The sequence below is a fragment of the Pseudomonas mandelii genome (assembly GCF_002251635.1).
Classification (GTDB): Bacteria; Pseudomonadota; Gammaproteobacteria; order Pseudomonadales; family Pseudomonadaceae; genus Aquipseudomonas; species Aquipseudomonas mandelii_B.
Map to the genome: position 1 here is coordinate 1 of NZ_NMOJ01000206.1, position 22584 is coordinate 22584.

23 protein-coding genes are annotated in these 22584 nt (G+C 61.0%); 13 read left to right on the plus strand and 10 right to left on the minus strand.

Features of this window, described 5'->3' with window-relative positions; translation table 11 throughout:
- The first annotated feature begins 39 nt into the window (after nucleotides 1–39).
- Nucleotides 40–1374, plus strand: a complete 1335-nt coding sequence (locus B7L09_RS25415; RefSeq protein WP_094471145.1) for a dicarboxylate/amino acid:cation symporter — start codon at nucleotides 40–42, stop codon at nucleotides 1372–1374.
- Between the two features lie 144 nt (nucleotides 1375–1518).
- Complete coding sequence (locus B7L09_RS25420) at nucleotides 1519–2700, plus strand: CaiB/BaiF CoA transferase family protein (RefSeq protein WP_094471146.1); 1182 nt, start codon at nucleotides 1519–1521, stop codon at nucleotides 2698–2700.
- A 136-nt stretch (nucleotides 2701–2836) separates the two neighbouring features.
- On the opposite strand, the gene B7L09_RS25425 is transcribed toward B7L09_RS25420, so the two are convergent.
- Nucleotides 2837–3331 carry a SprT family zinc-dependent metalloprotease gene (locus B7L09_RS25425; protein ID WP_094471147.1) on the minus strand — a complete coding sequence of 165 codons (495 nt, stop codon included), beginning with the start codon at nucleotides 3329–3331 and terminating at the stop codon, nucleotides 2837–2839.
- A gap of 155 nt (nucleotides 3332–3486) precedes the next feature.
- A complete protein-coding gene (locus tag B7L09_RS25430; RefSeq protein ID WP_094471148.1) occupies nucleotides 3487–4089 on the minus strand; it encodes a Yip1 family protein in 603 nt (200 codons plus the stop codon).
- A gap of 439 nt (nucleotides 4090–4528) precedes the next feature.
- On the opposite strand from B7L09_RS25430, the gene ttcA reads away from it, so the two are divergent.
- A complete protein-coding gene (gene ttcA, locus B7L09_RS25435) occupies nucleotides 4529–5353 on the plus strand; it encodes a tRNA 2-thiocytidine(32) synthetase TtcA (RefSeq protein WP_064452878.1) in 825 nt (274 codons plus the stop codon).
- A gap of 134 nt (nucleotides 5354–5487) precedes the next feature.
- A complete protein-coding gene (locus B7L09_RS25440; protein ID WP_094471149.1) occupies nucleotides 5488–6162 on the plus strand; it encodes a DNA-3-methyladenine glycosylase I in 675 nt (224 codons plus the stop codon).
- 89 nt (nucleotides 6163–6251) lie between these two features.
- Here the strand turns inward: B7L09_RS25440 and B7L09_RS25445 are convergent, their stop codons facing one another.
- The 3 genes from B7L09_RS25445 to arsC are packed head-to-tail and all read right to left on the minus strand — an operon-like array spanning nucleotide 6252 to nucleotide 7625.
- Nucleotides 6252–6677, minus strand: a complete 426-nt coding sequence (locus B7L09_RS25445) for a DUF2069 domain-containing protein (protein WP_094471150.1) — start codon at nucleotides 6675–6677, stop codon at nucleotides 6252–6254.
- A gap of 1 nt (nucleotide 6678) precedes the next feature.
- A complete protein-coding gene (wrbA, locus tag B7L09_RS25450; RefSeq protein ID WP_094471151.1) occupies nucleotides 6679–7275 on the minus strand; it encodes an NAD(P)H:quinone oxidoreductase in 597 nt (198 codons plus the stop codon).
- On the minus strand, nucleotides 7272–7625 hold the full coding sequence (gene arsC, locus B7L09_RS25455; RefSeq protein WP_094471152.1) for an arsenate reductase (glutaredoxin): 354 nt from the start codon (nucleotides 7623–7625) through the stop codon (nucleotides 7272–7274). Before arsC ends, wrbA begins: the two co-directional genes overlap by 4 nt.
- Nucleotides 7626–7739: 114 nt before the next feature.
- Here arsC and B7L09_RS25460 point away from each other — a divergent pair, with 114 nt between their 5' ends.
- The gene (locus B7L09_RS25460) at nucleotides 7740–8207 is read left to right on the plus strand and encodes a TlpA disulfide reductase family protein (protein ID WP_094471153.1); all 468 of its coding nucleotides are present in this window, start codon (nucleotides 7740–7742) and stop codon (nucleotides 8205–8207) included.
- Between the two features lie 177 nt (nucleotides 8208–8384).
- Here B7L09_RS25460 and B7L09_RS25465 read toward each other — a convergent pair whose 3' ends face one another.
- Together B7L09_RS25465 and B7L09_RS25470 are read right to left on the minus strand one after the other, a co-directional pair.
- Complete coding sequence (locus B7L09_RS25465; RefSeq protein WP_094471154.1) at nucleotides 8385–8789, minus strand: META domain-containing protein; 405 nt, start codon at nucleotides 8787–8789, stop codon at nucleotides 8385–8387.
- Complete coding sequence (locus B7L09_RS25470) at nucleotides 8789–9223, minus strand: hypothetical protein (RefSeq protein WP_010457109.1); 435 nt, start codon at nucleotides 9221–9223, stop codon at nucleotides 8789–8791. The genes B7L09_RS25465 and B7L09_RS25470 overlap by 1 nt, the downstream gene beginning before the upstream one ends.
- Before the next feature lie 134 nt (nucleotides 9224–9357).
- On the opposite strand from B7L09_RS25470, the gene B7L09_RS25475 reads away from it, so the two are divergent.
- The gene (locus B7L09_RS25475) at nucleotides 9358–9759 is read left to right on the plus strand and encodes a hypothetical protein (RefSeq protein ID WP_094471155.1); all 402 of its coding nucleotides are present in this window, start codon (nucleotides 9358–9360) and stop codon (nucleotides 9757–9759) included.
- Nucleotides 9760–9764: 5 nt separating this feature from the next.
- On the opposite strand, the gene B7L09_RS25480 is transcribed toward B7L09_RS25475, so the two are convergent.
- The gene (locus B7L09_RS25480; RefSeq protein WP_094471156.1) at nucleotides 9765–10754 is read right to left on the minus strand and encodes a 2-hydroxyacid dehydrogenase; all 990 of its coding nucleotides are present in this window, start codon (nucleotides 10752–10754) and stop codon (nucleotides 9765–9767) included.
- A 152-nt stretch (nucleotides 10755–10906) separates the two neighbouring features.
- Nucleotides 10907–13660: a response regulator gene (locus tag B7L09_RS25485; RefSeq protein WP_094471157.1), complete on the minus strand. Its 2754-nt coding sequence runs from the start codon at nucleotides 13658–13660 to the stop codon at nucleotides 10907–10909.
- 214 nt (nucleotides 13661–13874) lie between these two features.
- Between B7L09_RS25485 and B7L09_RS25490 the strand changes: the two genes are divergently transcribed.
- From B7L09_RS25490 to B7L09_RS25520, 7 genes are all read left to right on the plus strand, one after another.
- Nucleotides 13875–14597 (plus strand): response regulator transcription factor, encoded by a 723-nt coding sequence (locus B7L09_RS25490; protein WP_094471158.1) that lies wholly within the window; start codon nucleotides 13875–13877, stop codon nucleotides 14595–14597.
- Nucleotides 14584–15999, plus strand: a complete 1416-nt coding sequence (locus B7L09_RS25495; RefSeq protein WP_094471159.1) for a sensor histidine kinase — start codon at nucleotides 14584–14586, stop codon at nucleotides 15997–15999. Before B7L09_RS25490 ends, B7L09_RS25495 begins: the two co-directional genes overlap by 14 nt.
- Before the next feature lie 147 nt (nucleotides 16000–16146).
- Nucleotides 16147–17049 carry a cysteine synthase CysM gene (cysM, locus tag B7L09_RS25500; RefSeq protein WP_094471160.1) on the plus strand — a complete coding sequence of 301 codons (903 nt, stop codon included), beginning with the start codon at nucleotides 16147–16149 and terminating at the stop codon, nucleotides 17047–17049.
- Nucleotides 17049–18401 (plus strand): 23S rRNA (uracil(1939)-C(5))-methyltransferase RlmD, encoded by a 1353-nt coding sequence (rlmD, locus tag B7L09_RS25505; protein WP_094471161.1) that lies wholly within the window; start codon nucleotides 17049–17051, stop codon nucleotides 18399–18401. Before cysM ends, rlmD begins: the two co-directional genes overlap by 1 nt.
- Nucleotides 18402–18523: 122 nt before the next feature.
- Entirely contained in the window at nucleotides 18524–20767 is a 2244-nt protein-coding gene (gene relA / locus B7L09_RS25510; RefSeq protein ID WP_094471162.1) for a GTP diphosphokinase, read from the plus strand.
- A gap of 135 nt (nucleotides 20768–20902) precedes the next feature.
- A complete protein-coding gene (gene mazG, locus B7L09_RS25515) occupies nucleotides 20903–21736 on the plus strand; it encodes a nucleoside triphosphate pyrophosphohydrolase (protein WP_094471163.1) in 834 nt (277 codons plus the stop codon).
- Nucleotides 21737–21761: 25 nt separating this feature from the next.
- The gene (locus tag B7L09_RS25520) at nucleotides 21762–22304 is read left to right on the plus strand and encodes a DUF2058 domain-containing protein (protein WP_094471164.1); all 543 of its coding nucleotides are present in this window, start codon (nucleotides 21762–21764) and stop codon (nucleotides 22302–22304) included.
- Between the two features lie 70 nt (nucleotides 22305–22374).
- Here the strand turns inward: B7L09_RS25520 and B7L09_RS25525 are convergent, their stop codons facing one another.
- Nucleotides 22375–22563, minus strand: a complete 189-nt coding sequence (locus B7L09_RS25525; protein WP_094471165.1) for a hypothetical protein — start codon at nucleotides 22561–22563, stop codon at nucleotides 22375–22377.
- Nucleotides 22564–22584: the final 21 nt, after the last annotated feature.

Below are 22584 nucleotides of genomic sequence, written 5' to 3' on the forward strand. Positions count from 1 at the left end.
GNNGGATNTTGCCACACGGTGCGATTGAGGAACTTTGCAATGACGACTCGTCAGCCACTGTACAAATCCCTGTATTTCCAGGTGATCGTTGCAATCGTTATCGGTATTTTGCTCGGTCACTTCTACCCGCAGACCGGTGTGGCCCTCAAGCCACTGGGTGACGGCTTCATCAAGCTGATCAAAATGGTCATCGCCCCTATCATCTTCTGCACCGTTGTCAGCGGCATCGCTGGCATGCAAAGCATGAAATCGGTCGGCAAAACCGGCGGCTACGCGCTGCTCTACTTCGAAGTTGTTTCCACCATCGCGCTGCTGATCGGCCTGGTCGTGGTCAACGTTGTGCAGCCGGGCGCCGGCATGCACATCGACGTCGCTACCCTGGACGCGTCCAAAGTCGCTGCCTACGTGACTGCCGGTGCAGACCAGAGCGTGGTTGGCTTCATCCTCAATGTGATCCCGAACACCATCGTCGGCGCCTTCGCCAACGGCGACATCCTGCAAGTGCTGATGTTCTCGGTCATCTTCGGTTTTGCCCTGCATCGCCTGGGTGCGTACGGCAAGCCGGTGCTGGATTTCATTGATCGCTTCGCCCACGTGATGTTCAACATCATCAACATGATCATGAAGCTCGCGCCACTCGGTGCCCTGGGCGCCATGGCGTTCACCATCGGCGCCTACGGTGTAGGTTCCCTGGTGCAACTGGGCCAGTTGATGATCTGCTTCTACATCACCTGCATTCTGTTCGTGGTCGTGGTGCTGGGCGCCATCTGCCGCGCGCACGGTTTCAGCGTGTTGAAGCTGGTTCGCTACATCCGTGAAGAACTGTTGATCGTACTGGGCACTTCCTCCTCCGAATCCGCACTGCCACGCATGCTGATCAAGATGGAGCGTCTGGGCGCGAAGAAATCCGTAGTAGGCCTGGTGATTCCGACTGGCTACTCCTTCAACCTCGACGGTACTTCGATCTACCTGACCATGGCTGCCGTGTTCATCGCCCAGGCGACCGACACCCACATGGACATCACCCACCAGATCACCCTGCTGCTGGTGCTGCTGCTGTCCTCCAAAGGCGCTGCAGGCGTGACCGGTAGCGGCTTCATCGTGCTGGCTGCGACCCTGTCGGCCGTTGGTCACCTGCCGGTTGCCGGCCTGGCGCTGATCCTGGGTATCGACCGCTTCATGTCTGAAGCCCGCGCACTGACCAACCTGGTGGGTAACGCCGTTGCCACCCTCGTTGTGGCCAAGTGGGTCAAGGAACTGGACACCGACAAGCTGCAATCCGAGCTGGCTTCTGGCGGTCGCGGTATCTCCGACGAGCGTGAAGAAGACGACCTGGGCGTGGCCGAAGGCCCAACCCCTAGCAACGTCAAGTAAGACTCGCTGTCATGAAAAACCCGCTTCGGCGGGTTTTTTCTTGCCCGGGATTTGAGCGTAACGGTCACAGCTACTGACACTTCGGGTGATTGCTGCAATGCGTTTGCCTGCCTAGGCTGAAGACATCGTTCACGGAGGTCGCTCATGCCCGGTCCACTGGCATCACTCAAGGTTCTGGATTTCTCGACGCTGCTGCCGGGCCCGTTCGCGTCCTTGATGCTGGCGGACATGGGCGCTGAGGTATTGCGCATCGAATCACCGACCCGCATGGATTTGCTGCGGGTGTTGCCGCCGCACGATCAGGGGGTGTCGGCCAGTCACGCCTACCTCAATCGCAACAAGCGCAGCCTGGCGCTGGACCTCAAGCAGCCCGAGGCGCTGGAGGTGATCAAGCAATTGCTGGCGGACCACGACATCGTGCTGGAGCAGTTCCGCCCCGGTGTGATGGAACGCCTGGGCCTGGGTTATGAAGCGTTGAAGGCGATCAATCCTCGGCTGATCTACGTGTCGATTACCGGTTACGGCCAGACCGGCCCCTACAAGGACCGCGCCGGTCACGACATCAACTACCTGGCGCTGGCGGGGCTGGCCAGCTACACCGGCCGCACCGAGAGCGGGCCGCTGCCATTGGGCATGCAGGTGGCAGATGTCGCCGGCGGCTCGCTGCATGGGGTGATCGGGTTGCTGGCGGCGGTGATTGCTCGGCAACAGAGCGGTGTCGGCCAATACCTGGATGTGAGCATGACCGATTGCTCGTTCAGCTTGAACGCGATGGCCGGCGCTGGGTATCTGGCCTGTGGCGTGGAGCCGGGNNGGGAGGATCAGATGCTCAATGGCGGCAGCTTCTACGACTACTACCGTTCGCGGGACGGGCGCTGGTTATCGGTGGGCAGTCTGGAATCGGCCTTCATGCAGCAACTGTGTACGGCGTTGGGACGACCGGAACTGGCGGCCAAGGGCCTGTCGCCCAAACCCTCCGAGCAACAGGCGCTGAAAAATGAGTTGAAAGCCGAATTCGAGAAGCATGACTTTGCGCAGTTGTGCGAGTTGTTTGCCGGGGTCGATGCGTGTGTCGAGCCGGTGCTGAGTGTCGGCGAGGCGGTGCAGCATCCGCAGTTGCAGGCGCGGGCGTTGGTGACGGAGGTGCCGCGGGGGGATGGCTCGACTCAGGCGCANATCGCCTGTCCGTTGAAGTTTTCCGAGGGGTTGCCGGCGCCGCGGCATATTGGATCGGTGTTGGGGCAGCATACGGATCAGGTGTTGGCGGAGTTGGGGATGAGTGCTGAGCGGATCGAGGAATTGCGGCGAGCCAAGGTGATTCTCTAGCGCCTTTTCGGGCCTCATCGCGGGCAAGCCCGCTCCCACAGTGGTTTGAGGCGTTCACTACATTTGTGTTCGAAGCAAATACCTGTGGGAGCGGGCTTGCCCGCGATGAGGCCAGACCAGACAGCACACATCCAGATTACTCGACCCGCATCTCCCCACTAAACACCAACGTGCTCCGGCACCGCCGGCACAAATACCGCCGCCCCTGTCGCACCAGGCCATGGCGCTGGGCCGAAAACGGGAAATCGCTGTCGACGCACGGGCATTTGTAGATGTAGCGCGTCACGCTGCGGCGTTTAACGTCGTAGGTGTGGCAGCGATTGGGCGGCAGCTCGTATACGCCGCGCATGATCAATTGCCACTCTTCGCCATGTGGCTGGATGCGGTCGCCGAACAGTTGATGGGCGATCAAGTGCGCGACCTCGTGGGCCACGGTCTGCTTGAGGAAGTCTTCAGTGTTTTCCCGGTACAGCTGCGGATTGAAACGCAGCAGGTTCTCGTGCAAATGCGCGACACCGGCTTTCTGGCCCCGCAGCTTGAGGCTGACCTGGGGGCGTTTGAAGCTTCGTTTGAAAAAGGATTCGGCTTGCAGGAAACAATCTTCGACGCGGGTATTGAGTTGCTCGGGCATGCTTGATGGATCTCCAGAGACGTCGAGTATGCCGCAACGCCGGGGCCTTGCGAATCGCCGAGGCGCCGAGGCGCCGAATGGTCATTGCTCCTTACATTAGAAGGCCGCCTTGCGGCGGCCTGTGTTGGCAGATCTTGTTTTTGGGTGGTGTGTTGCTAATTGGTATAGACCGGCCCCACGCCGAGTCCCCAGACAATCACTGTAAACGCCATGATGGCGACCAGCACCACCAGGCCTACGGCAAGTACCGAACTTGAAAACAAAAAGCCCTCGTCTGATGGAATGTTCATGAAAGTGGGTAGCCCCACATACAGCAAGTACACCGTGTAGCAGATGGCCGCCGTCCCGACGATCATCCCCAGCCACATGTGTGGGTACAGCGCCGCCAGACCGCCGATGAACAGCGGGGTCGCGGTGTAGGTGGCAAACGCTACACACCGCGCCATGCTGGGGCTGGCGTCATAGGTACGGGCCATCCAGTGAATGAACGCGCCCATGACCGCGACGCCGCCGAGCATCGCCAGGTACGACATGATCGTCATCCATAGCGCGCTTTCCTGGGTCAACATGACCGGCGCTCGATTGCCGATGACCCAACCGACCTGAGTGGTGCCGATAAACGCCGACACAGCGGGAATTGCCGCCAGAATCAGCGTGTGAGTCAGGTACATGTGGCTGATGCTTTCCTCTTGGTCGCCACGGATTTCTTTCCATTCCTGGTCGGGGTGGGTAAANAGCCCCACTACGTGATGGATCATGCCAGTCACTCCTCTTGTTTTTACCGTCGCCCCCCAGTGGAGCGCCTACAGGCCTAAGTGGCCAAGTAAGTAATAGGTCTGGATATGTATGCGACCTTATGTCGCAGTATAGAAAGGTCTTACCGGCACAGGTGCGAGGGCGTTAGAGCAAATCGCGCTGTAAACCCCGCTGTTAATCGCCGCAGGGTCTTGCGCGACCTATGTGGCGAGGGAGCTTGCTCCCGTTCGGCTGCGCAGCAGTCGCAAAAACGGTCGACGGGATTTGTCTGACACAATGGGACGGGATGGTTTTGGGGCCGCTGCGCGACCCAACGGGAGCAAGCTCCCTCGCCACAGGGGTATGCTCAGCTCAGATAAAGTGCAGTCGCCAGGCACTTCGCCGATGATGGGTTTTTGCGTAAAATGCCGGCCTTTCGTCACACCTCACGGATTTCGCGTCATGGGCACTCTTACGGTCAACCAGAACAAACTGCAAAAACGCCTGCGTCGCCTGGCCGGTGAAGCGGTTGCCGATTTCAACATGATCGAGGAGGGCGACAAGGTCATGGTCTGCCTCTCCGGCGGCAAAGACAGCTACACCCTGCTTGACGTGCTGCTGCACCTGCAGAAGGTCGCACCGATCAAGTTCGAGATCGTCGCCGTCAACATGGACCAGAAACAGCCGGGCTTCCCCGAACACGTATTGCCGGCCTACTTGAAAGCGCTGGGCGTCGAGTACCACATCGTCGAGAAAGACACCTATTCGGTGGTCAAGGAACTGATCCCGGAAGGCAAAACCACCTGTTCGCTGTGCTCGCGCCTGCGCCGTGGCACGCTCTACACCTTTGCCGATGAAATCGGCGCGACCAAGATGGCCCTCGGTCACCACCGCGACGACATCGTCGAGACGTTCTTCCTCAACATGTTCTTCAACGGTTCGCTCAAGGCCATGCCGCCAAAGCTGCGCGCCGACGACGGCCGCAACGTGGTGATCCGTCCGCTGGCCTACTGCAACGAGAAGGACATCCAGGCTTACTCCGACTTCAAGCAATTCCCGATCATCCCGTGCAACCTGTGTGGCTCCCAGGAAAACCTGCAACGCCAGGTGGTCAAGGAAATGCTCATGGACTGGGAGCGCAAGACCCCGGGCCGNACCGAAAGCATTTTCCGCAGCTTGCAAAATGTACAGCCGTCGCAACTGGCGGACCGCAACCTGTTCGACTTCACCAGCCTCAAGATCGACGAAACGGCCGCGTCGCGGTTCGTCAACGTCGTCAACCTCTAAAAAAATCACTGCGGGAGCCAGCCAGCCTGCTGGCGATGGCGGTGGGTCAGACACCTCATGGTTGACTGACCCACTGCCATCGCCAGCAGGCTTGCTCCCACATGGGTCTATTCACTTACTCCTCAGGAGAGGGCATGCGCGATTACAAGTGGCTGCACGAATATTGTCTGAACCGCTTCGGTTCGGCGGCCGAGTTGGAAGCCCATCTGCCTGTACCCAAGACCCCGGCGCAATTGCGCAAGATCAGTGATGACCGTTACCTGTCGACCCTGGCGTTGCGGGTGTTTCGCGCCGGGCTCAAGCACAGCCTGGTGGACGCCAAGTGGCCGTCGTTCGAAGAAGTGTTCTTCAAGTTCGACCCGGAAAAGGTGGTGCTGATGAGCGCTGAGCACCTGGAGCGCTTGATGCAGGACACCCGCATCATCCGTCACCTGGGCAAGCTCAAAAGTGTGCCACGCAATGCGCAGATGATTCTGGACGTGGCGCAGGAGAAGGGCAGCTTCGGCGCATTGATTGCCGATTGGCCGGTGACGGACATCGTCGGGCTGTGGACGTACCTGAAAAAGCGCGGCCACCAATTGGGCGGGTTGTCGGCGCCGCGTTTCTTGCGCATGGTCGGCAAGGACACGTTCGTACCGAGTTACGACGTGGTCGCGGGGCTGAACGCGCAGAAGATCGTCGACAAGGTGCCGACCAGCCAGCGAGACCTGGCGTTGGTGCAGGATGTGTTCAACCAGTGGCATGAACAGAGTGGCGGGCGGGCGATGAGCCAGATTTCGATGATGCTGGCCTATACCGTCAATCATTGAGACCGAGTTGACTCCATCGCAGGCAAGCCCGCTCTCACAGGATCTCTGTTGNNGGTGCGACGATTCGACTCGCCCGCGATGGAGGTGTGTCAGGCAGCGGAGATTTCGCCCTCGCCAGCCAGTTTACGATTCAACTGAAACCGCCACCGCACATACAACAGCGCCGAACAGAACACCGCCAGGCTCGCNCCCATNTCCAGCACCCCGAACCACTGCCGATTCGGGTCATACGCCGCCAGCGCGCCCTTGATGAAATACAGGTTCACCACAAAGCACATCCACGAATGCCCGCGCGCGCTGCCGAGCAGCATCCCCGGGGCNANCAATANCANGGGCACCAGTTCAATCAGCAAAATCACCCACGGCCGGGCGCCGTGCAGGTCGGCAAACACCAGGTAGTAGGCGCACAGCAGCCCCACCAGCCCGAAAAAGCACAGCAGGCTGATCGCGCGCATCGCCCGCACCCGCGGTTCGAGCCATTCGATCGAGGGCAGAATCTTCGGCTTTTTCGCCACGTCAGTTCCCCAGTTTTTGCGCAGTCTTCGCCAAGCGCAGGCCCAAGGCTCGGCACAGCGCCACTTCGTGTTCATTCAAACCCTGTTTGCCGTCGGGCCCGGCGTGATGGCTGGCGCCATACGGCGTGCCGCCGCCCTGGGTATCGAGCAGCGCCTGTTCGCTATAAGGCAGGCCGGTGATCAGCATGCCGTGGTGCAACAGCGGCAACAGCATCGACATCAGCGTGGTTTCCTGGCCACCGTGAAGGCTGGCGGTGGAAGTGAACACTCCGGCCGGTTTGCCCACCAGGGCGCCGGTCAGCCAAAGATTGCTGGTGCCGTCGAGGAAGTACTTGAGCGGCGCCGCCATATTGCCGAAACGGGTCGGACTGCCCATGGCCAGACCCGCGCAGTGCTTCAAGTCGTCGAGGCTGGCGTACAGCGCGCCTTCGTCGGGGATGTCCGGCGACACGGCTTCGCATTCGGTAGAGATCGGCGGCACCGTGCGCAGGCGCGCTTCCATCCCGGCCTGCTCGACACCACGGGCAATCTGCCGGGCCATTTCATTGGTCGAGCCGCTACGGCTGTAATACAGAACCAGAATGTACGGCGCGCTCACGGCAGCAACTCCAGCACGTTCTCCGGCGGACGGCCGATGATGGCTTTGTCGCCGACTTCGAGAATCGGTCGCTCCATGAGTTTCGGATGGGCGGCGATGGCAGCGATCAATTGCGCCTCGCTCAGGCTGCTGTCGGCCAGATTGAGAGTCTTGTACTCGTCCTCGCCGGTGCGCAGCAGTTGCCGGGCGCTGATGCCCAGTTTGGTCAGCAGGCTCTGGATTTGCGCGGCGTCCAGCGGGGTNTCAAGGTAGCGAACCACGCTCGGATTCAGGCCGCGAGCTTCCAGCAGTTCGAGCGCTCCGCGGGATTTCGAGCAGCGCGGGTTGTGATAAAGCGTCAGATCGGTCATGTGCGGGTCGCATCTTGCGTAAGGTGGCGGCTATTCTAACTGTGCAGCGCGTAATCCAGAACCTCGGGAGGCGATGGGTCGCAGGCGCATTCAATTTTGAACAAGGATTACGACATGACAAGACGACTGGCAGCAGCATTGGCGATCATCGGTGCGTTGATGCTGGGGGGCTGTGGCAACGACTATGGTATCGACCAGAACGGCCAGAAAGTGGCGGCCGAACGCCTGGACAAGCAATGGGTGGTGGTCAATTACTGGGCCGAATGGTGTGGCCCGTGTCGCACGGAAATCCCGGAACTGAATGNCTTGGCCGAGCAGCTGAAGGACAAGAAGATNGGTGTGTTCGGGGTCAATTTCGACAACGTACAGGGGGAAGAGCTNAAANGCGCCAGCGAGAAGCTGGGGATCAAGTTCACCGTGCTGGCGTCGGACCCGGCGGATCTTTTCGAGTTGCCTCGCAGCGAAGCGTTGCCGGTGACCTACATCATCGATAACAAGGGCAAGGTACGTGAGCAGTTGATGGGCGAGCAGACCGCGGCGGGGGTGATGGCCAAGCTTGAGGCGTTGCAAGCGCTCAAGTGATTGCACAGAAGCTCTTGTGGCGAGGGAGCTTGCTCCCGCTGGGCTGCGCAGCAGTCGCAAAACCGGTACAAACGGTGTTCCTGATGAACCGAGGTGACGGGTTTTAGGGCTGCTGCGCAGCCCAGCGGGAGCAAGCTCCCTCGCCACAGGTATTCACTTGGCCACAGCTCGGGGTTATCAACCCTCTTCAAGCCACCAACGCAACGGCTTGCCTTCGGCGGGCCAGAAGCGCATCTGCTCGATCGGCGAAACGTCCCAGCGCTGCACATTTTCCAGGGCCTGCATGAAGCGCTTTTCCTGCTCCATCANGGCCTCGGCGCACAGTTTGCGGGTGCTGCCGATCTTGCCGAAGCTGAGCTTGTCGCCCTCGACGGTGTACGGCGCAAACCAGTGGTTGCAGCCGCCATTGCCATAGGCGCGGCCATCGGCACCGAGGGTGACGGTCAGGTGGCTGTAATCCATCAGCGGACGTTCGCCGATCCATTCCAGGATGTAGCTGCGGTTTTGTTGCAATTTCACCGGCTCGGCGGCGCAGCCCAGCAGGCTGGCACCGACCAGGGCGGTCAGGGCGAGGCGTTTCATCACGCGGGCTCCTGGCATGTCGGGCACAGGTGCTTCTCGCCAACGGTGGTCCAGCCCAGCTCGGCAATCCGCGCAGTGGCGGCAGGTTTTTCAGCCTTGTTACCCAGTTTGGCGTCCACTGCAAACTCAAAGCTCAGCTCTTTGGCGCAGCTGTCGCAGTTGACTTTCCAGGTGTGGATCGCCAATTCGCCGAACACCGGACCACTGGCCACCGCGACCCATTGGCCGGGCGGGTTGATCAAATGGCGAACCGTTTCCACGGTCAGGCGCATGGACAGGTCCTTGGCACCTTTGAGGGTCACGACCAGCACGTCGTTATTACGAATCGAGCCGCCGTTGCCGGTGACTTGATAACGCCCCGGCACAAGGGCGCGGCATTCGGTGAGGGTGTGTTGCGGGTTCATCAGGCTGTAGCGGAAATCGTGTTCGACCATGGGTCCTCCAAATATGCGCGGTATGCTATCACGGGCCTGCTCGCAGCATGGCGCGGGCAGATGACCTTCGATCTGGTTCAAATGACCGACCGACTCATGGCACACTGCCGCTTTTGCATCTCTAAGGAACGGACATGGCGTTAATCGAATGTTATGAGTGCAAGCAAAGCATCAGCTCCACGGCGCCTGCTTGCATTCATTGCGGTGCACCGGCGGGAACGGTGCAAGCGGCCACTTCGACGGCAACGCCGGCACAGGCACCCCTTTCTTTCGGGCGTTTGCCGGCCGATGAGAAGGTGGCCAGGGTGACCCCGGCCGCGTTCGGACGTAAACGAAAAACCGCAGTCGAAGCCGAGGTGGCGGCACCGATGCCTGCCTCCAACGGCGTGCGTCCGGTGGAACTGTGGCTGAAGCTGATGATTTTCTTTCTGCCGCCGTTTTTTGTCTGGTTCCTGCTGCGTCGCGGGCATTCGCTGGGGCAACGCTTGCTGGGGTTCGGCTGGCTGGGCCTGATGATCCTCTTGTCCAAGGCCTGATCGGCTCAGCCTTCGACCTGATTCTGCGGCGCGCCAGCGGCCCAGGCCGCGATGTTCTGCAGGGTGGTCGTGGCAATCGCGTCCAGGGCTTCGCGGGTGAGGAAGGCCTGGTGCGCGGTGATGATCACGTTCGGAAAAGTCAGCAGCCGCGCCAGCACATCGTCCTGCAGGGGCAGGTCGGAGCGGTCCTCAAAAAACAGTTGGGCCTCTTCTTCATAGACATCCAGCCCCAAGTAACCCAATTGGCCGTCCTTCAACGCGTCGATCAGCGCCGGCGTGTCCACCAGGCCGCCGCGTCCGGTGTTGATCAACATCGCGCCGGGCTGCAGGTGCGCCAGTGATTCACGGTTGATCAAGTGTTTGCTCTGCTCATTGAGCGGGCAGTGCAGGCTGATGATCTGCGATTCGGCCAGCAGCTCGGGCAAGCTCAGGTAGCGGGCGCCGAGGGCTTCGACCTGCGGATTGGGGTAGGGGTCGTAGGCCAGCAACAGGCAACCGAAACCGTGCATGATTTTCGCGAAGGTCGCGCCGATCTGCCCGGTACCGACCACGCCGACCGTCTTGCCCACCAAGTCGAAACCGGTCAGGCCNTGCAAGCTGAAATCACCGTCGCGGGTGCGGTTGTAGGCGCGGTGCAGGCGGCGGTTCAGCGCGAGGATCAGGGCCACGGCGTGCTCGGCCACCGCGTGAGGCGAGTAGGCCGGNACNCGCACAATCGACAGCCCCAATAGCTTCGCCGCCGTCAGGTCGACATGGTTGTAACCAGCCGAGCGCAGGGCGATCAAGCGCGTGCCGCCCGCTGCCAGGCGTTCCAGCACCGGAGCGCTCAAGTCATCATTGATGAACGCGCAGACCACTTCGTGATGCTCCGCCAGCGCCACCGTATCGACGCTCAGCCGCGCCGATTGAAAGTGCAACTCGATACCGGCGGGCAGCTCGGTGCCGAGAAAACTGTCGCGGTCGTAGGTCTGGCTGCTGAAAAGAATCGTGCGCATACGGTCCTCCTGAAAAACGCGATCACGCTTTTATGTAGCAGCTGGCGAAGCCTGCGATCACGCTTTTATGTAGCAGCTGGCGAAGCCTGCGTCCGGCTGCTACAGGGATCGGTGAGCTTAGCGCCGATGCTGGCCGGCGCCATTGCGCTGCATCAAGCGTTTATCCGGGCATGGGCGGCCAGGCGGTTGATCGCCCGATCGAGTTCTTCCAGGGCGCCGGGAGCTTTGGGGTCCTGTTGCTTGAGCAGGGTTTCGCTGCGCTGGCAGGCAGCACGCAATTGCGGGACACCGCAGTAACGAGTNGCGCCATGCAAGCGGTGGACGCGCTCGATCAGGGCATTGTTGTCTTTGGCTTCGCGGGCAGCGGTAATGGCCAGGCGATCAGCTTCCAGGGAGGCCAGCAACATGGCGAGCATGTCCGCGGCCAGATCGGCCTTGCCCGCGGCCAGGCGCAAGCCTTCGTCGTGGTCGAGCACCTGCAGTTCATGGGCGCCGCCATGGCTGTCGCTGGAACGCTCCGGTCCGTGATTGCGCAACGCCAGGCCGGTCCATTTCAACACCACTTGGGCCAATTGCCGTTCGCTGATGGGTTTGGTCAGGTAGTCGTCCATGCCGCTTTGCAGCAGGGCGCGTTTTTCGTTAGCCATCGCGTGGGCGGTGAGGGCGACCACCGGCAAAGGCGTGCCGTGGCGCTCGCTTTCCCATTGGCGGATTGCCTCGGTGCTTTGGCGGCCATCCATGCCGGGCATTTGCACGTCCATCAGCACCAGGTCGAAGGTTTCCTGCTTCACGGCGTCGATGGCGGCGTAACCACTTTCCACGGCCTGGACCTTGGCCCCCATGTCTTCGAGCAGGGTTTGCACCAACAGCAGGTTTGCCGGGTTGTCGTCCACGCACAGCACCTTCGGTGCGCGGCTCGATACCGGTTCGCCGGGTTCGCTGCGCTGCTGGCGCGGGTTGACCAGATCGGACAACGCCCGACGCAACTTGCGGGTGCAGGCCGGCTTGGCTTGAAGCTGACTGTGCGGGTTGGGCACCGAGAGGTTGAACAGCATCTGTTCGGTGGTCGGGCACAGCACCAGCACCTTGCAACCGAGGTGTTCGAGGTCCCAGATGTGCTGGTTGAGACGCTCCGGTGGCATGTCGTTGCTGGTGATGCCGAGCACCGCCAGATCGATCGCCTGATCGGTCTGATGGGCGCTGGTGATGCCGTTGGTCAGGCTTTCCAGGGTATTGAACGGCGTGACTTCCAGGCCGCAGTCTTCCAGTTGATGTTGCAGGGCCTGGCGCGCCAACTCGTGGTTTTCCAGCACCGCCACACGGCGGCCGAGCAACGGCGGGGAGGGCAGGTCTTCGGCGTCGTCGCGGGTCTTGGGCAGGTTGAGGCTGATCCAGAACTCCGAGCCTTCGCCCGGCGTGCTGTCGACNCCGATCTCGCCGCCCATCTGTTCGATCAGACGCTTGGAAATCACCAGCCCCAAACCGGTGCCACCTGGCTGGCGGGACAGCGAGTTATCAGCCTGGCTGAACGCCTGGAACAGGGCGCGCACGTCCTGGCTCGACAAACCGATGCCGGTGTCCTGAATGCTGATGCGCAGTTGCACGCTGTCTTCGTGTTCTTCTTCGAGCATGGCCCGGGCGACGATGGTGCCCTCGCGGGTGAACTTGATCGCATTACTGATCAGGTTGGTGAGGATCTGCTTGAGGCGCAGCGGGTCGCCCACCAGCGCCAGCGGGGTATCGCGGTACACCAGGCTGACCAGCTCCAGCTGTTTGGCATGGGCGGCGGGGGCGAGGATGGTCAACGTGTCTTGCAGCAAGTCGCGCAGGTTGAAAGGCACGCTGTCGAGCACCAGCTTGCCCGCCTCGATTTTCGAGAAGTCGAGGATCTCGTTGATGATCCCCAGCAGACTGTCGGCGGACTTTTCGATGGTGCCCAGATAGTCGAGCTGACGCGGTGTCAGTTCGCTTTTTTGCAGCAGGTGCGTGAAGCCGAGGATGCCGTTGAGTGGCGTGCGGATTTCATGGCTCATGTTGGCCAGGAACTCCGACTTGATACGGCTGGCTTCCAGGGCCTCCTTGCGTGCCAGGTCCAGCTCGATGTTCTGGATCTCGATGGTTTCCAGGTTCTGGCGCACGTCTTCGGTGGCCTGGTCAATNCTGTTCTGCAACTCTTCCTGAGCGTTTTGCAACGTGCCGGCCATGCGGTTGATGCCGGACGCCAACTCNTCCAATTCCTGGCTGCCCAAGGGCGGCAAGCGGGTTTCCAGGTTGCCGTCCTTGAGTTGGGCCACCGCCAGTTTGATCTGGCTGATCGGCCGATTGATGGTCCGGCCCATGCGCAAGGCAAGCAGCGCCGCACCCGCCAGGCCCGCGCCGATCAGCAGCAGGCTGGCGAACAGACTGCGGTAACCGCGCAGCAGCATGCCGCTGTGGGACAGTTCGAGTTCGACCCAGCCCAGCAGGCGGTCGGATTCATCAGGTATCAAGTCGCCGGCGAGGTTGCGGTGCTTGCCGAATACCGGCAGCAGATAACGCGTCGCATCGTTGCCACTGCGGCGCAGCATCTGCGAGCCACTGCCCATCGGCGCCGGGTTGAGCATGGTCGGGCCGGCGTGGGCCACGGGCGTGCGGTCGGGGGCGAGGAAGGTCACGGCGCGCACGTCCGGTGTTTCCAGCGACTGGGTGGCGATACGCTCCAGCAACTCGTTGTCTTTGTGACCCATGGCTGGGGCCACCAAGGGCGCGAGCTGTTCGGCGATCATCTCGCCGCGCTGCATCAGTTGGGTTTGCAGGTCGGATTGCTGCATCCAGGTGAAATAGCCCCCCAACAACAGGGCCATCAGGCTGGTCGGCAACAGGGTCAGCAACAGCACGCGGCCTTTAATTCCCAGTTTCTTGAGCACGCATCTCTCCTGCATCCAGCTATTGATTGACCTGCACGTGCGTCCGGCACGCGCCACCGGGCCAGTGTAGCGATTTGCAGGCAGGCAATCTTCGTAAAATTGATGTCGTCATTCGTCGGCCGGATCGCCTCTTTTGCGCCACGGGCAAACCTTGGGTTGCCCATCGTCAGGCAATCTTGAATAATCGCCAACTGAGAATTATTTGCAGATACTAATGACTCCCATCTCTGTTGGCCATCCCCGCATTCTGTCCATTGAAGACGATCTCGTGCTCGGCGCTTATGTGCACGAGCATTTGGGCCGTTGCGGTTTTCAGGTGACCTGGTGCCAGAACGGGCAGGAAGGCCTGGACATTGCCCGCCAGCAGCCCTTCGACGTGGTGCTGATGGACATTTTGCTGCCAGGGCTGAACGGGTTGAACGTGCTGACGCAATTGCGCCAGAGCCATACAACCCCCGTGATCCTCATGTCGGCGCTGGGCGCCGAAGCGGATCGCGTCAGCGGCTTTCGTCTGGGGGCCGATGATTACCTGCCCAAACCCTTCAGCATGGCCGAGTTGCGCGTGCGCATCGAAGCGATCCTGCGCCGGGTGGCACTCGACCGTCGGCCGGAGCCGGCAGTGGCGGCGTCCACGGTCGACAGCCTGCGTTTCGACGACGAGCTCAGTGAGGTTTTCTATGGCGAACACGCCGCCGGCCTGACCCGCAGTGAGTATCGATTGCTGGACACGCTGAATCGCAATGGCGATGAAGTGCTGAGCAAAGCTTTCCTTTATCAGCACGTGTTGCAACGCGGTTTTGCCGCCCATGACCGCAGCCTCGACATGCACATCAGTCAGATTCGCCGCAAACTCAAAGGCATCGGCTACACCGAGCGGGAAGTGCGTACTGTCTGGGGCAAGGGTTACGTGTTGAGTGCCGGCGATGAAATGGTCTGACCTGCCGGGCCGGCACTCGCTGTTCTGGAAGCTGGCGTGTCTGCTGGTGGCGTTCTGTCTGCTGATGATCTGGCTGAGCTGGTCCTGGGGTCGCTACATGGAGCAGCGAAACCAGTTTCTGTCGAACGAGGCCCGAGGCACGCTGACGGGGTATGCCGCCGAGGCCGAACAGGCGTGGCGCCAAGGGCAGAGCGCGGGCGTCGATGCCTGGCTGCAAGGTATGAAACAGCGTGAAACCGGCTGGGTTGGCGTCATCGGCGGCGATTTGCAATCCCTGAGCAGCCAGCCGCTCACGGACAAGGAAATCGAGCGACTGACTTTTCTGCGTGGCCTGGATTGGCCTATTCACAAGAAAAACCTGCCGTGGCTGCGCGTGCCGTTCCCCGGCAACCCCTACGCCGGCAACCTGGTGATCGAACTGCCCCAGCGCTTCATGCCCGGCCAATACCGGGTGTTCTGGCGCGTGATCACCAACGGCGTGATCCCCGGCCTGTTCACCCTTTTATTGTGCGTCGGTCTTTATCGATTGCTGGTCGTGCCGTTGAACCAACTGCGCGAACAGGCCAATGCCTGGCGTGCCGACCAGTTGAACGTGCGCTTGTCGAGCAGAACCACCAATCGTTCGGATGAACTTGGCGAACTGGGCAGGGCGTTCGATCACATGTCCGAGCGTTTGCAAAGCACCGTCGCCCTGCAGCAGCAATTGCTGCGCGACTTGTCCCACGAACTGCGCACGCCGCTGAGCCGTCTGCGGGTCGCCAGCGAAAGCGAACAGGGGCTGGTGCAATTGCGCGAGCGCATTGGTCGAGAAGTCGATGGCATGCAGCGGCTGGTAGAAGACACCCTGCAACTGGCCTGGCTCGACACCGAGCGCACACCGTTGCCCGACGAAGCGATCCAGGTCCAGGCGCTGTGGGAAATGCTCACGGAAAACGCCTGCTATGAAAGCGGCTGGCCAGCAAGCCAGTTGCAGTGTCTGGTGGATTCGTCGTGCTGGGTTCGCGGCAATCTCAACACCTTGGCCCAAGCGCTGGAAAACATTCTGCGCAATGCCATTCGTCATTCGCCGAGTGCCGGCATCGTTCGTTTCGGCGGGCAACGTGAGGGCGACTTCTGGCATCTGTGGCTGGAAGACGAAGGCGGCGGGGTGGCTGAGGCGGATCTGGAGCGCATCTTCTGCCCGTTCATTCGACTCGACGGCTCGCGACCGGGGGATGGCGGATTCGGGTTGGGATTGAGCATTGCCAGGAATGCGGTGCAGCGCCAGGGTGGGACGCTTTGGGCTGAGAACACTGAGGTGGGGTTGCGGTTGAATATGCGGTTGTTGGCGGGTGTTGATGGCGCTAGTGACGACGCCATCGCGATGAGACCTTACCATCCGATGACTGAAGGCCAAATGTGAGAGCGGGCTTGCCCGCGAGAGCGTCCTCCCGATCAACACATCACTCGCTTATTCCTATAAGCCATAAGCACCGCACTTTGCGTGATATGGCCCGCCGGCCTTTCCCGGTATGATGTTCGCCCCCGCAGTCTGGATTGCGAATACGCCATGACCTTGCAGTACCCTACAATCGCCGATTGCGTCGGCAACACGCCCCTGGTCCGCTTGCAACGCATGGCGGGTGAAACCAGCAATACCCTGTTGCTCAAGCTCGAAGGGAACAACCCGGCCGGTTCCGTCAAGGACCGGCCGGCGCTGTCGATGATTACCCGCGCTGAATTGCGTGGGCAGATCCACGCCGGCGATACGCTGATCGAAGCGACTTCGGGTAACACCGGTATCGCCCTGGCCATGGCCGCGGCGATCAAGGGTTACAAGATGGTGCTGATCATGCCCGACAACGGCAGCGCCGAACGCAAGGCGGCGATGACCGCCTATGGTGCGCAGCTGATTCTCGTCACTCAGGAAGAAGGCATGGAAGGCGCGCGCGATCTTGCCGAGCGCATGGCCGCCGAAGGCCGTGGCGTGGTGCTGGACCAGTTTGCCAACGGCGATAACCCCGAGGCGCACTACACCACCACCGGCCCGGAAATCTGGCGCCAGACCCAGGGCACCATCACCCATTTCGTCAGCTCCATGGGCACTACCGGCACCATCATGGGCAACTCGCGCTACCTCAAGGAGCAGAACCCGAACGTGCAGATCATCGGCCTGCAACCGATGGAAGGCTCGGCGATTCCGGGCATCCGTCGCTGGCCGCAGGAATACCTGCCGAAAATCTACCAGGCCGAGCGCGTCGACCGGATCGTCGACATGGCGCAAAGCGAAGCCGAAGACGTGACCCGCCGTCTGGCGCGCGAAGAAGGCATCTTCTGCGGCGTGTCTTCCGGTGGCGCCGTGGCCGGTATGTTGCGCTTGTCCAAAGAAGTGGAAAACGCGGTGATCGTCGCGATCATCTGTGACCGAGGCGACCGTTACCTGTCGACCGGCATCTTCGACGAACCCAACTGATGGCCAAGCACGAGAGAGGCCTGCGCTTCCAACCGACGGGCGGCAGCCGGGCCCCGCAGATTCCGGTGGGCAAAAAGCAGCGCTTGAGCATCGAGCGCCTGGCCAATGACGGTCGCGGTATCGCGTTTTTCGAAGGTCGCACCTGGTTCGTCATCGGCGCATTGGCCGGTGAAGAAATCGAGGCGCGCGTGTTGGGCGCCCACGGCAAAGTGGTCGAGGCGCGCACCGAACGGGTGTTCCAGGCCAGCGAATTGCGTCGTCCGGCACCGTGTCCGCATGCCGGTCGTTGCGGCGGTTGCAGCGTGCAGCACTTGCCCCACGACGAACAACTCGCCCTGAAACAGCGCATGCTCGCCGAGCAACTGTCCCGCGTGGCCGGTGTCGAACCGCAAGAGTGGGCNGCCCCTTTGAGTGGGCCGGAATTCGGCTACCGCCGCCGCGCCCGCGTCGCGGTGCGTTGGGATGCCAAGGCGAAAAAACTCGAAGTGGGTTTTCGCGCCGTGGCCAGCCAGGACATCGTGGCCATCAACGAATGCCCGGTACTGGTCCCGCCCTTGCAGCCGATCATGACCCGCTTGCCGGAAATGCTTCGACGCTTGAGCAAACCTCAGGCGCTCGGCCATGTGGAATTGTTCGCCGGATCGTCATTGGCTGTGCTGCTGCGGCACATGGCGCCGCTGTCCGATGCGGACCTGACCATCCTCAAGGATTTTTGCGCGTTCCATGAAGCCCAGTTGTGGCTGCACGGTGACGGCGAACCGCAACCGGTCGAGGTCGATCAGTCACTGGGGTATCGCCTTGAAGCGTGGGATCTGAACCTGGCATACCGGCCGGGCGATTTCATCCAGGTCAATGCCGGGGTCAACGAAGCGATGATTGCCCAGGCGCTGAACTGGTTGAAGCCGACATCGGAAGAGCGGGTTCTCGATCTATTCTGTGGTTTGGGTAACTTTGCATTGCCGTTGGCCAAGGTTGTTCGCGAAGTGGTGGCGGTGGAAGGTGTGCAGGCAATGGTCGAGCGAGCAGCCGCGAACGCTGCTAGCAACAATCTTCATAATGTGCAGTTTTTTCAGGCCGATTTGTCCCAGCCTTTGACTGACGCGGAGTGGGCCAAGCAGGGCTTTTCTGCGGTACTCTTGGACCCACCCCGTGATGGTGCCCTGGAGGTTGTGCGCAAGCTGGCGTCCCTGGGCGCCAAACGGTTGGTGTACGTATCGTGCAACCCGGCAACGCTGGCGCGCGATACAGTCGAATTGATCAAGCAGGGCTACCGGTTAAAACGTGCCGGGATTCTCGATATGTTTCCTCAGACGGCACATGTCGAGGCCATGGCGTTATTTGAAGCGAGCTAGGACGGCTCGTCTGGTCCGACTGGCCGCCCGTGCAGCTCTTGCAGTAGCCCCGTGAGGGCAATCGGGCAATGAAGGTCAGCGAATTGACGCATTGAAGGTGCGTCGTAGGGAAGGTAAGCAAGATGGTACAGGTGAGAGCACACCAGCCGATCAACACCGACGGCAGTATCAATCTCGAGGCATGGCTGGATCATGCCGTCAGTGTCGANCTGGCACTGGATCGCGAAGCCTTGAAGGACGCGTGCGAGTTCGCTCGCGCGTCTGAACAACAAGCCAATGCGGCGAAGAATTTATGGTCCGAAGGGACCTCGAGTTTCCGCACAGGCCTTGAGATCGCCGAGATTCTCGCCGACCTCAAACTGGATCAGGATTCGTTGGTTGCGGCGGTCTTGTACCGCGGCGTGCGCGAAGGCCAGATCGAACTGCCGGCGGTCAGCCAGCGCTTCGGTCCGGTGGTCGCCAAACTCATCGACGGCGTGTTGCGCATGGCTGCCATCAGCGCCAGCCTCAGCCCGCGTCAGTCCCTGGTGCTGGGCACCCAGGGCCAGGTCGAGAACCTGCGCAAAATGCTGGTGGCGATGGTCGACGACGTGCGTGTCGCGCTGATCAAGCTGGCCGAACGCACCTGCGCGATCCGTGCGGTGAAGACTGCCGATGACGAAAAGCGCAACCGCGTGGCCCGCGAGGTGTTCGACATCTACGCGCCGCTGGCGCACCGCCTGGGTATCGGCCATATCAAGTGGGAGCTGGAAGATTTGTCCTTCCGTTACCTCGAGCCCGATCAGTACAAGCAGATCGCCAAGTTGCTCCACGAGCGGCGTCTGGATCGCGAGCGCTTCATTACCGACGTGATGGGCCAGTTGCGTTCCGAGTTGCAAGCCACCGGCGTCGACGCCGACATCAGCGGCCGTGCCAAACACATCTACTCCATCTGGCGCAAAATGCAGCGCAAGGGCCTGGCGTTCAGCCAGATCTACGACGTGCGCGCGGTACGCGTACTGGTGCCGGAAATGCGCGATTGCTACACCGCGCTGGGTATCGTCCACACGTTGTGGCGGCACATTCCCAAGGAGTTTGACGACTACATCGCCAACCCCAAGGAAAACGGCTATCGCTCGTTGCACACCGCAGTGATCGGTCCCGAGGGCAAGGTGCTGGAAGTGCAGATCCGCACCCACGCCATGCACGAGGAGGCCGAGCTGGGGGTATGCGCGCACTGGCGTTACAAGGGCACCGACGTCAAGGCCGGGTCCAACCAGTACGAAGAGAAAATCTCCTGGCTGCGCCAAGTGCTGGAGTGGCACGAAGAACTCGGCGACATCGGCGGCCTGGCCGAACAGCTGCGGGTGGATATCGAGCCGGACCGGGTCTATATCTTCACCCCCGACGGCCACGCCATCGACTTGCCCAAGGGCGCTACGCCGCTGGACTTCGCCTACCGCGTACACACCGAAATCGGCCACAACTGCCGGGGCGCCAAGATCAATGGGCGCATCGTGCCGCTCAACTACAGCTTGCAGACCGGTGAACAGGTCGAGATCATCACCAGCAAGCACGGCACACCGAGCCGCGACTGGCTGAACCCGAACCTGGGTTACATCACCACGTCGCGGGCCCGGGCGAAAATCGTGCACTGGTTCAAATTGCAGGCGCGCGACCAGAACGTCGCGGCCGGTAAAACCTTGCTCGAACGGGAACTGGCGCGTCTGGGCCTGCCGCAGGTGGACTTCGACAAGCTGGCCGACAAGGCCAACATGAAGACCGCCGAGGACATGTACGCCGCGTTAGGCGCCGGCGATCTGCGCCTGGCGCAACTGGTGAACCTGGCGCAACAACTGGTCGAGCCGGAACGCGGCAGCGAGCAACTGGAACTGATTCCCCGCAAAGCCACCGGCTACAAACCGGGCAAGCGCGGCGACATCCAGATCCAGGGCGTGGGCAACCTGATGACACAAATGGCTGGTTGTTGCCAGCCGTTGCCGGGCGACGCCATCGTCGGTTACATCACCCAGGGCCGTGGCGTGAGCATTCACCGCCAGGATTGCGCCTCGGTGCTGCAACTGGGCGGGCGCGAGCCGGAGCGGATCATCCAGGTCAGCTGGGGCCCGGTGCCGGTGCTCACCTACCCGGTGGACATCATCATTCGCGCCTACGACCGTTCCGGGTTGCTGCGTGATGTGTCGCAAGTGCTGCTCAACGAGCGGATCAACGTGCTGGCGGTCAACACCCGCTCGAACAAAGAGGACAACACGGCGTTGATGTCCCTGACGATCGAGATCCCGGGGCTGGATGCGTTGGGGCGGTTGCTGGGGCGGATTTCCCAGTTGCCGAACATCATCGAGACCCGGCGTAACCGCACGCCTTGAAGATGTCCACGTGTGGGAGCTGGCCTGCCAGCGATGCAGGCACCTCGGTCTTTCAGTNGAGTCGAGGTGATGCCATCGCAGGCAGCTCCCACATTAGATCTTCAGCGGTTCCAGACAATGGGCAGAGATTGACTGATGTATTCACTTGAAGACCTGCTGCACCTGATGAACCGTCTGCGCGACCCCAAATACGGGTGCCCGTGGGACATCAAGCAAACCTACGCGACCATCGTTCCGCACACCCTGGAAGAAGCCTATGAAGTCGCCGACGCCATCGAGCGTGGCGACTTCGATCATTTGCAGGGTGAGTTGGGCGATTTGCTGTTCCAGGTGGTTTATTACAGCCAGCTGGCCCGGGAAGAAGGGCGCTTCGAATTCGCCGGTGTGATCGATAGCATCACCCGCAAGCTGATCCGTCGTCATCCTCATGTGTTTCCGACCGGCGATCTTTACGCGCCGCTGGATGTTCCGCGCCTGAGTGAAGAACAGGTCAAGCAGCGCTGGGAGGAAATCAAGGCTGAAGAACGCGCCGAGAAATCATCCGCGCCCGAGCAGTTGTCCTTGCTCGACGATGTGCCTGCCGCGCTGCCAGCGTTGTCCCGCTCAGCGAAGTTGCAAAAGCGTGCGAGCCAGGTCGGTTTCGACTGGCCTGCCGCGTTGCCGGTGGTGGACAACGTGCGCGAAGAGCTGGATGAAGTGCTCGAAGCCATGGCGGATAACGATTCGGTGGCGATTGCCGATGANGTCGGTGATTTGCTGTTTTCCGTGGTCAATCTGGCGCGTCATTTGAAGATCGACCCGGAAACTGCACTGCGTGGCGCCAANGCCAAGTTCGAACGACGTTTCCGATTTATCGAACAGGCATTGCGCGACACGCACCAATCCATAGAAGATTGCACCCTCGAAGCGTTGGACGCCCTGTGGGGCGAAGCCAAACGTCAGGAAAAGAATCTGTCCAGCTGCGGTTGAGCAGTGGCCTAAGTGAGTAAGCACCATGAGCATTTCCCTTCGCGACCAGTTGCTTAAAGCAGGTCTGGTCAACCAAAAGCAGGCCAAGCAGGTCGGCAAAGAGAAGCAGAAGCAGCAACGCCTGGTCCATAAAGGCCAGATTGAACTCGATGACTCGCAGCAGCGTGCCGCCCAGGAAGCCAAGGCCGAGAAGGTCAAGCGCGACCAGGAGCTGAACCGTCAGCAGCAAGAGAAAGTCGAGGCCAAGGCCCGCGCGGCGCAGATCAAGCAATTGATCGAAGTCTCGCGCCTGCCCAAGTTGACCACCGAGGACTACTACAACTTCGTGGACGACAAGAAGGTCAAGCGCCTGTCGGTCAACACGTTGATGCGCAACAAGCTCAGCAACGGCTCCCTGGCGATCGTGCACCACGGCGGCGGTTATGAGGTCATCCCGCGCGAGGCGGCCCTGAAGATTCAGGAGCGCGATCCGCAGCGCATCGTGCAGCTGAACGTCAAGACTGAAGAAGTCGCTGCCGAGGACGATCCGTACGCGGCCTATCAGATCCCTGACGATCTGATGTGGTAAGCCTTTAACGGCTTCAACAACGACAAACCCCGCTCATGGCGGGGTTTGTCGTTTTCAATGCTGTCATTGCTTATGCGGATCGGAGCGCTCGTTGCTGCTCCAGTTGTTCCAGTTCGGCCTTGTAGCTGTGGGCGTCGGTTTCGGAATGAAACATCCCCACCAGCATGTCTTGTTGATGTACATCCCAGATACGGATACCGGCGGCTACACCTTCATGGGATTTATGTGCATCGTCGCGTTCAGTTACTTTTACAGTCATCTGCTTGCTCCAATCTCTGNT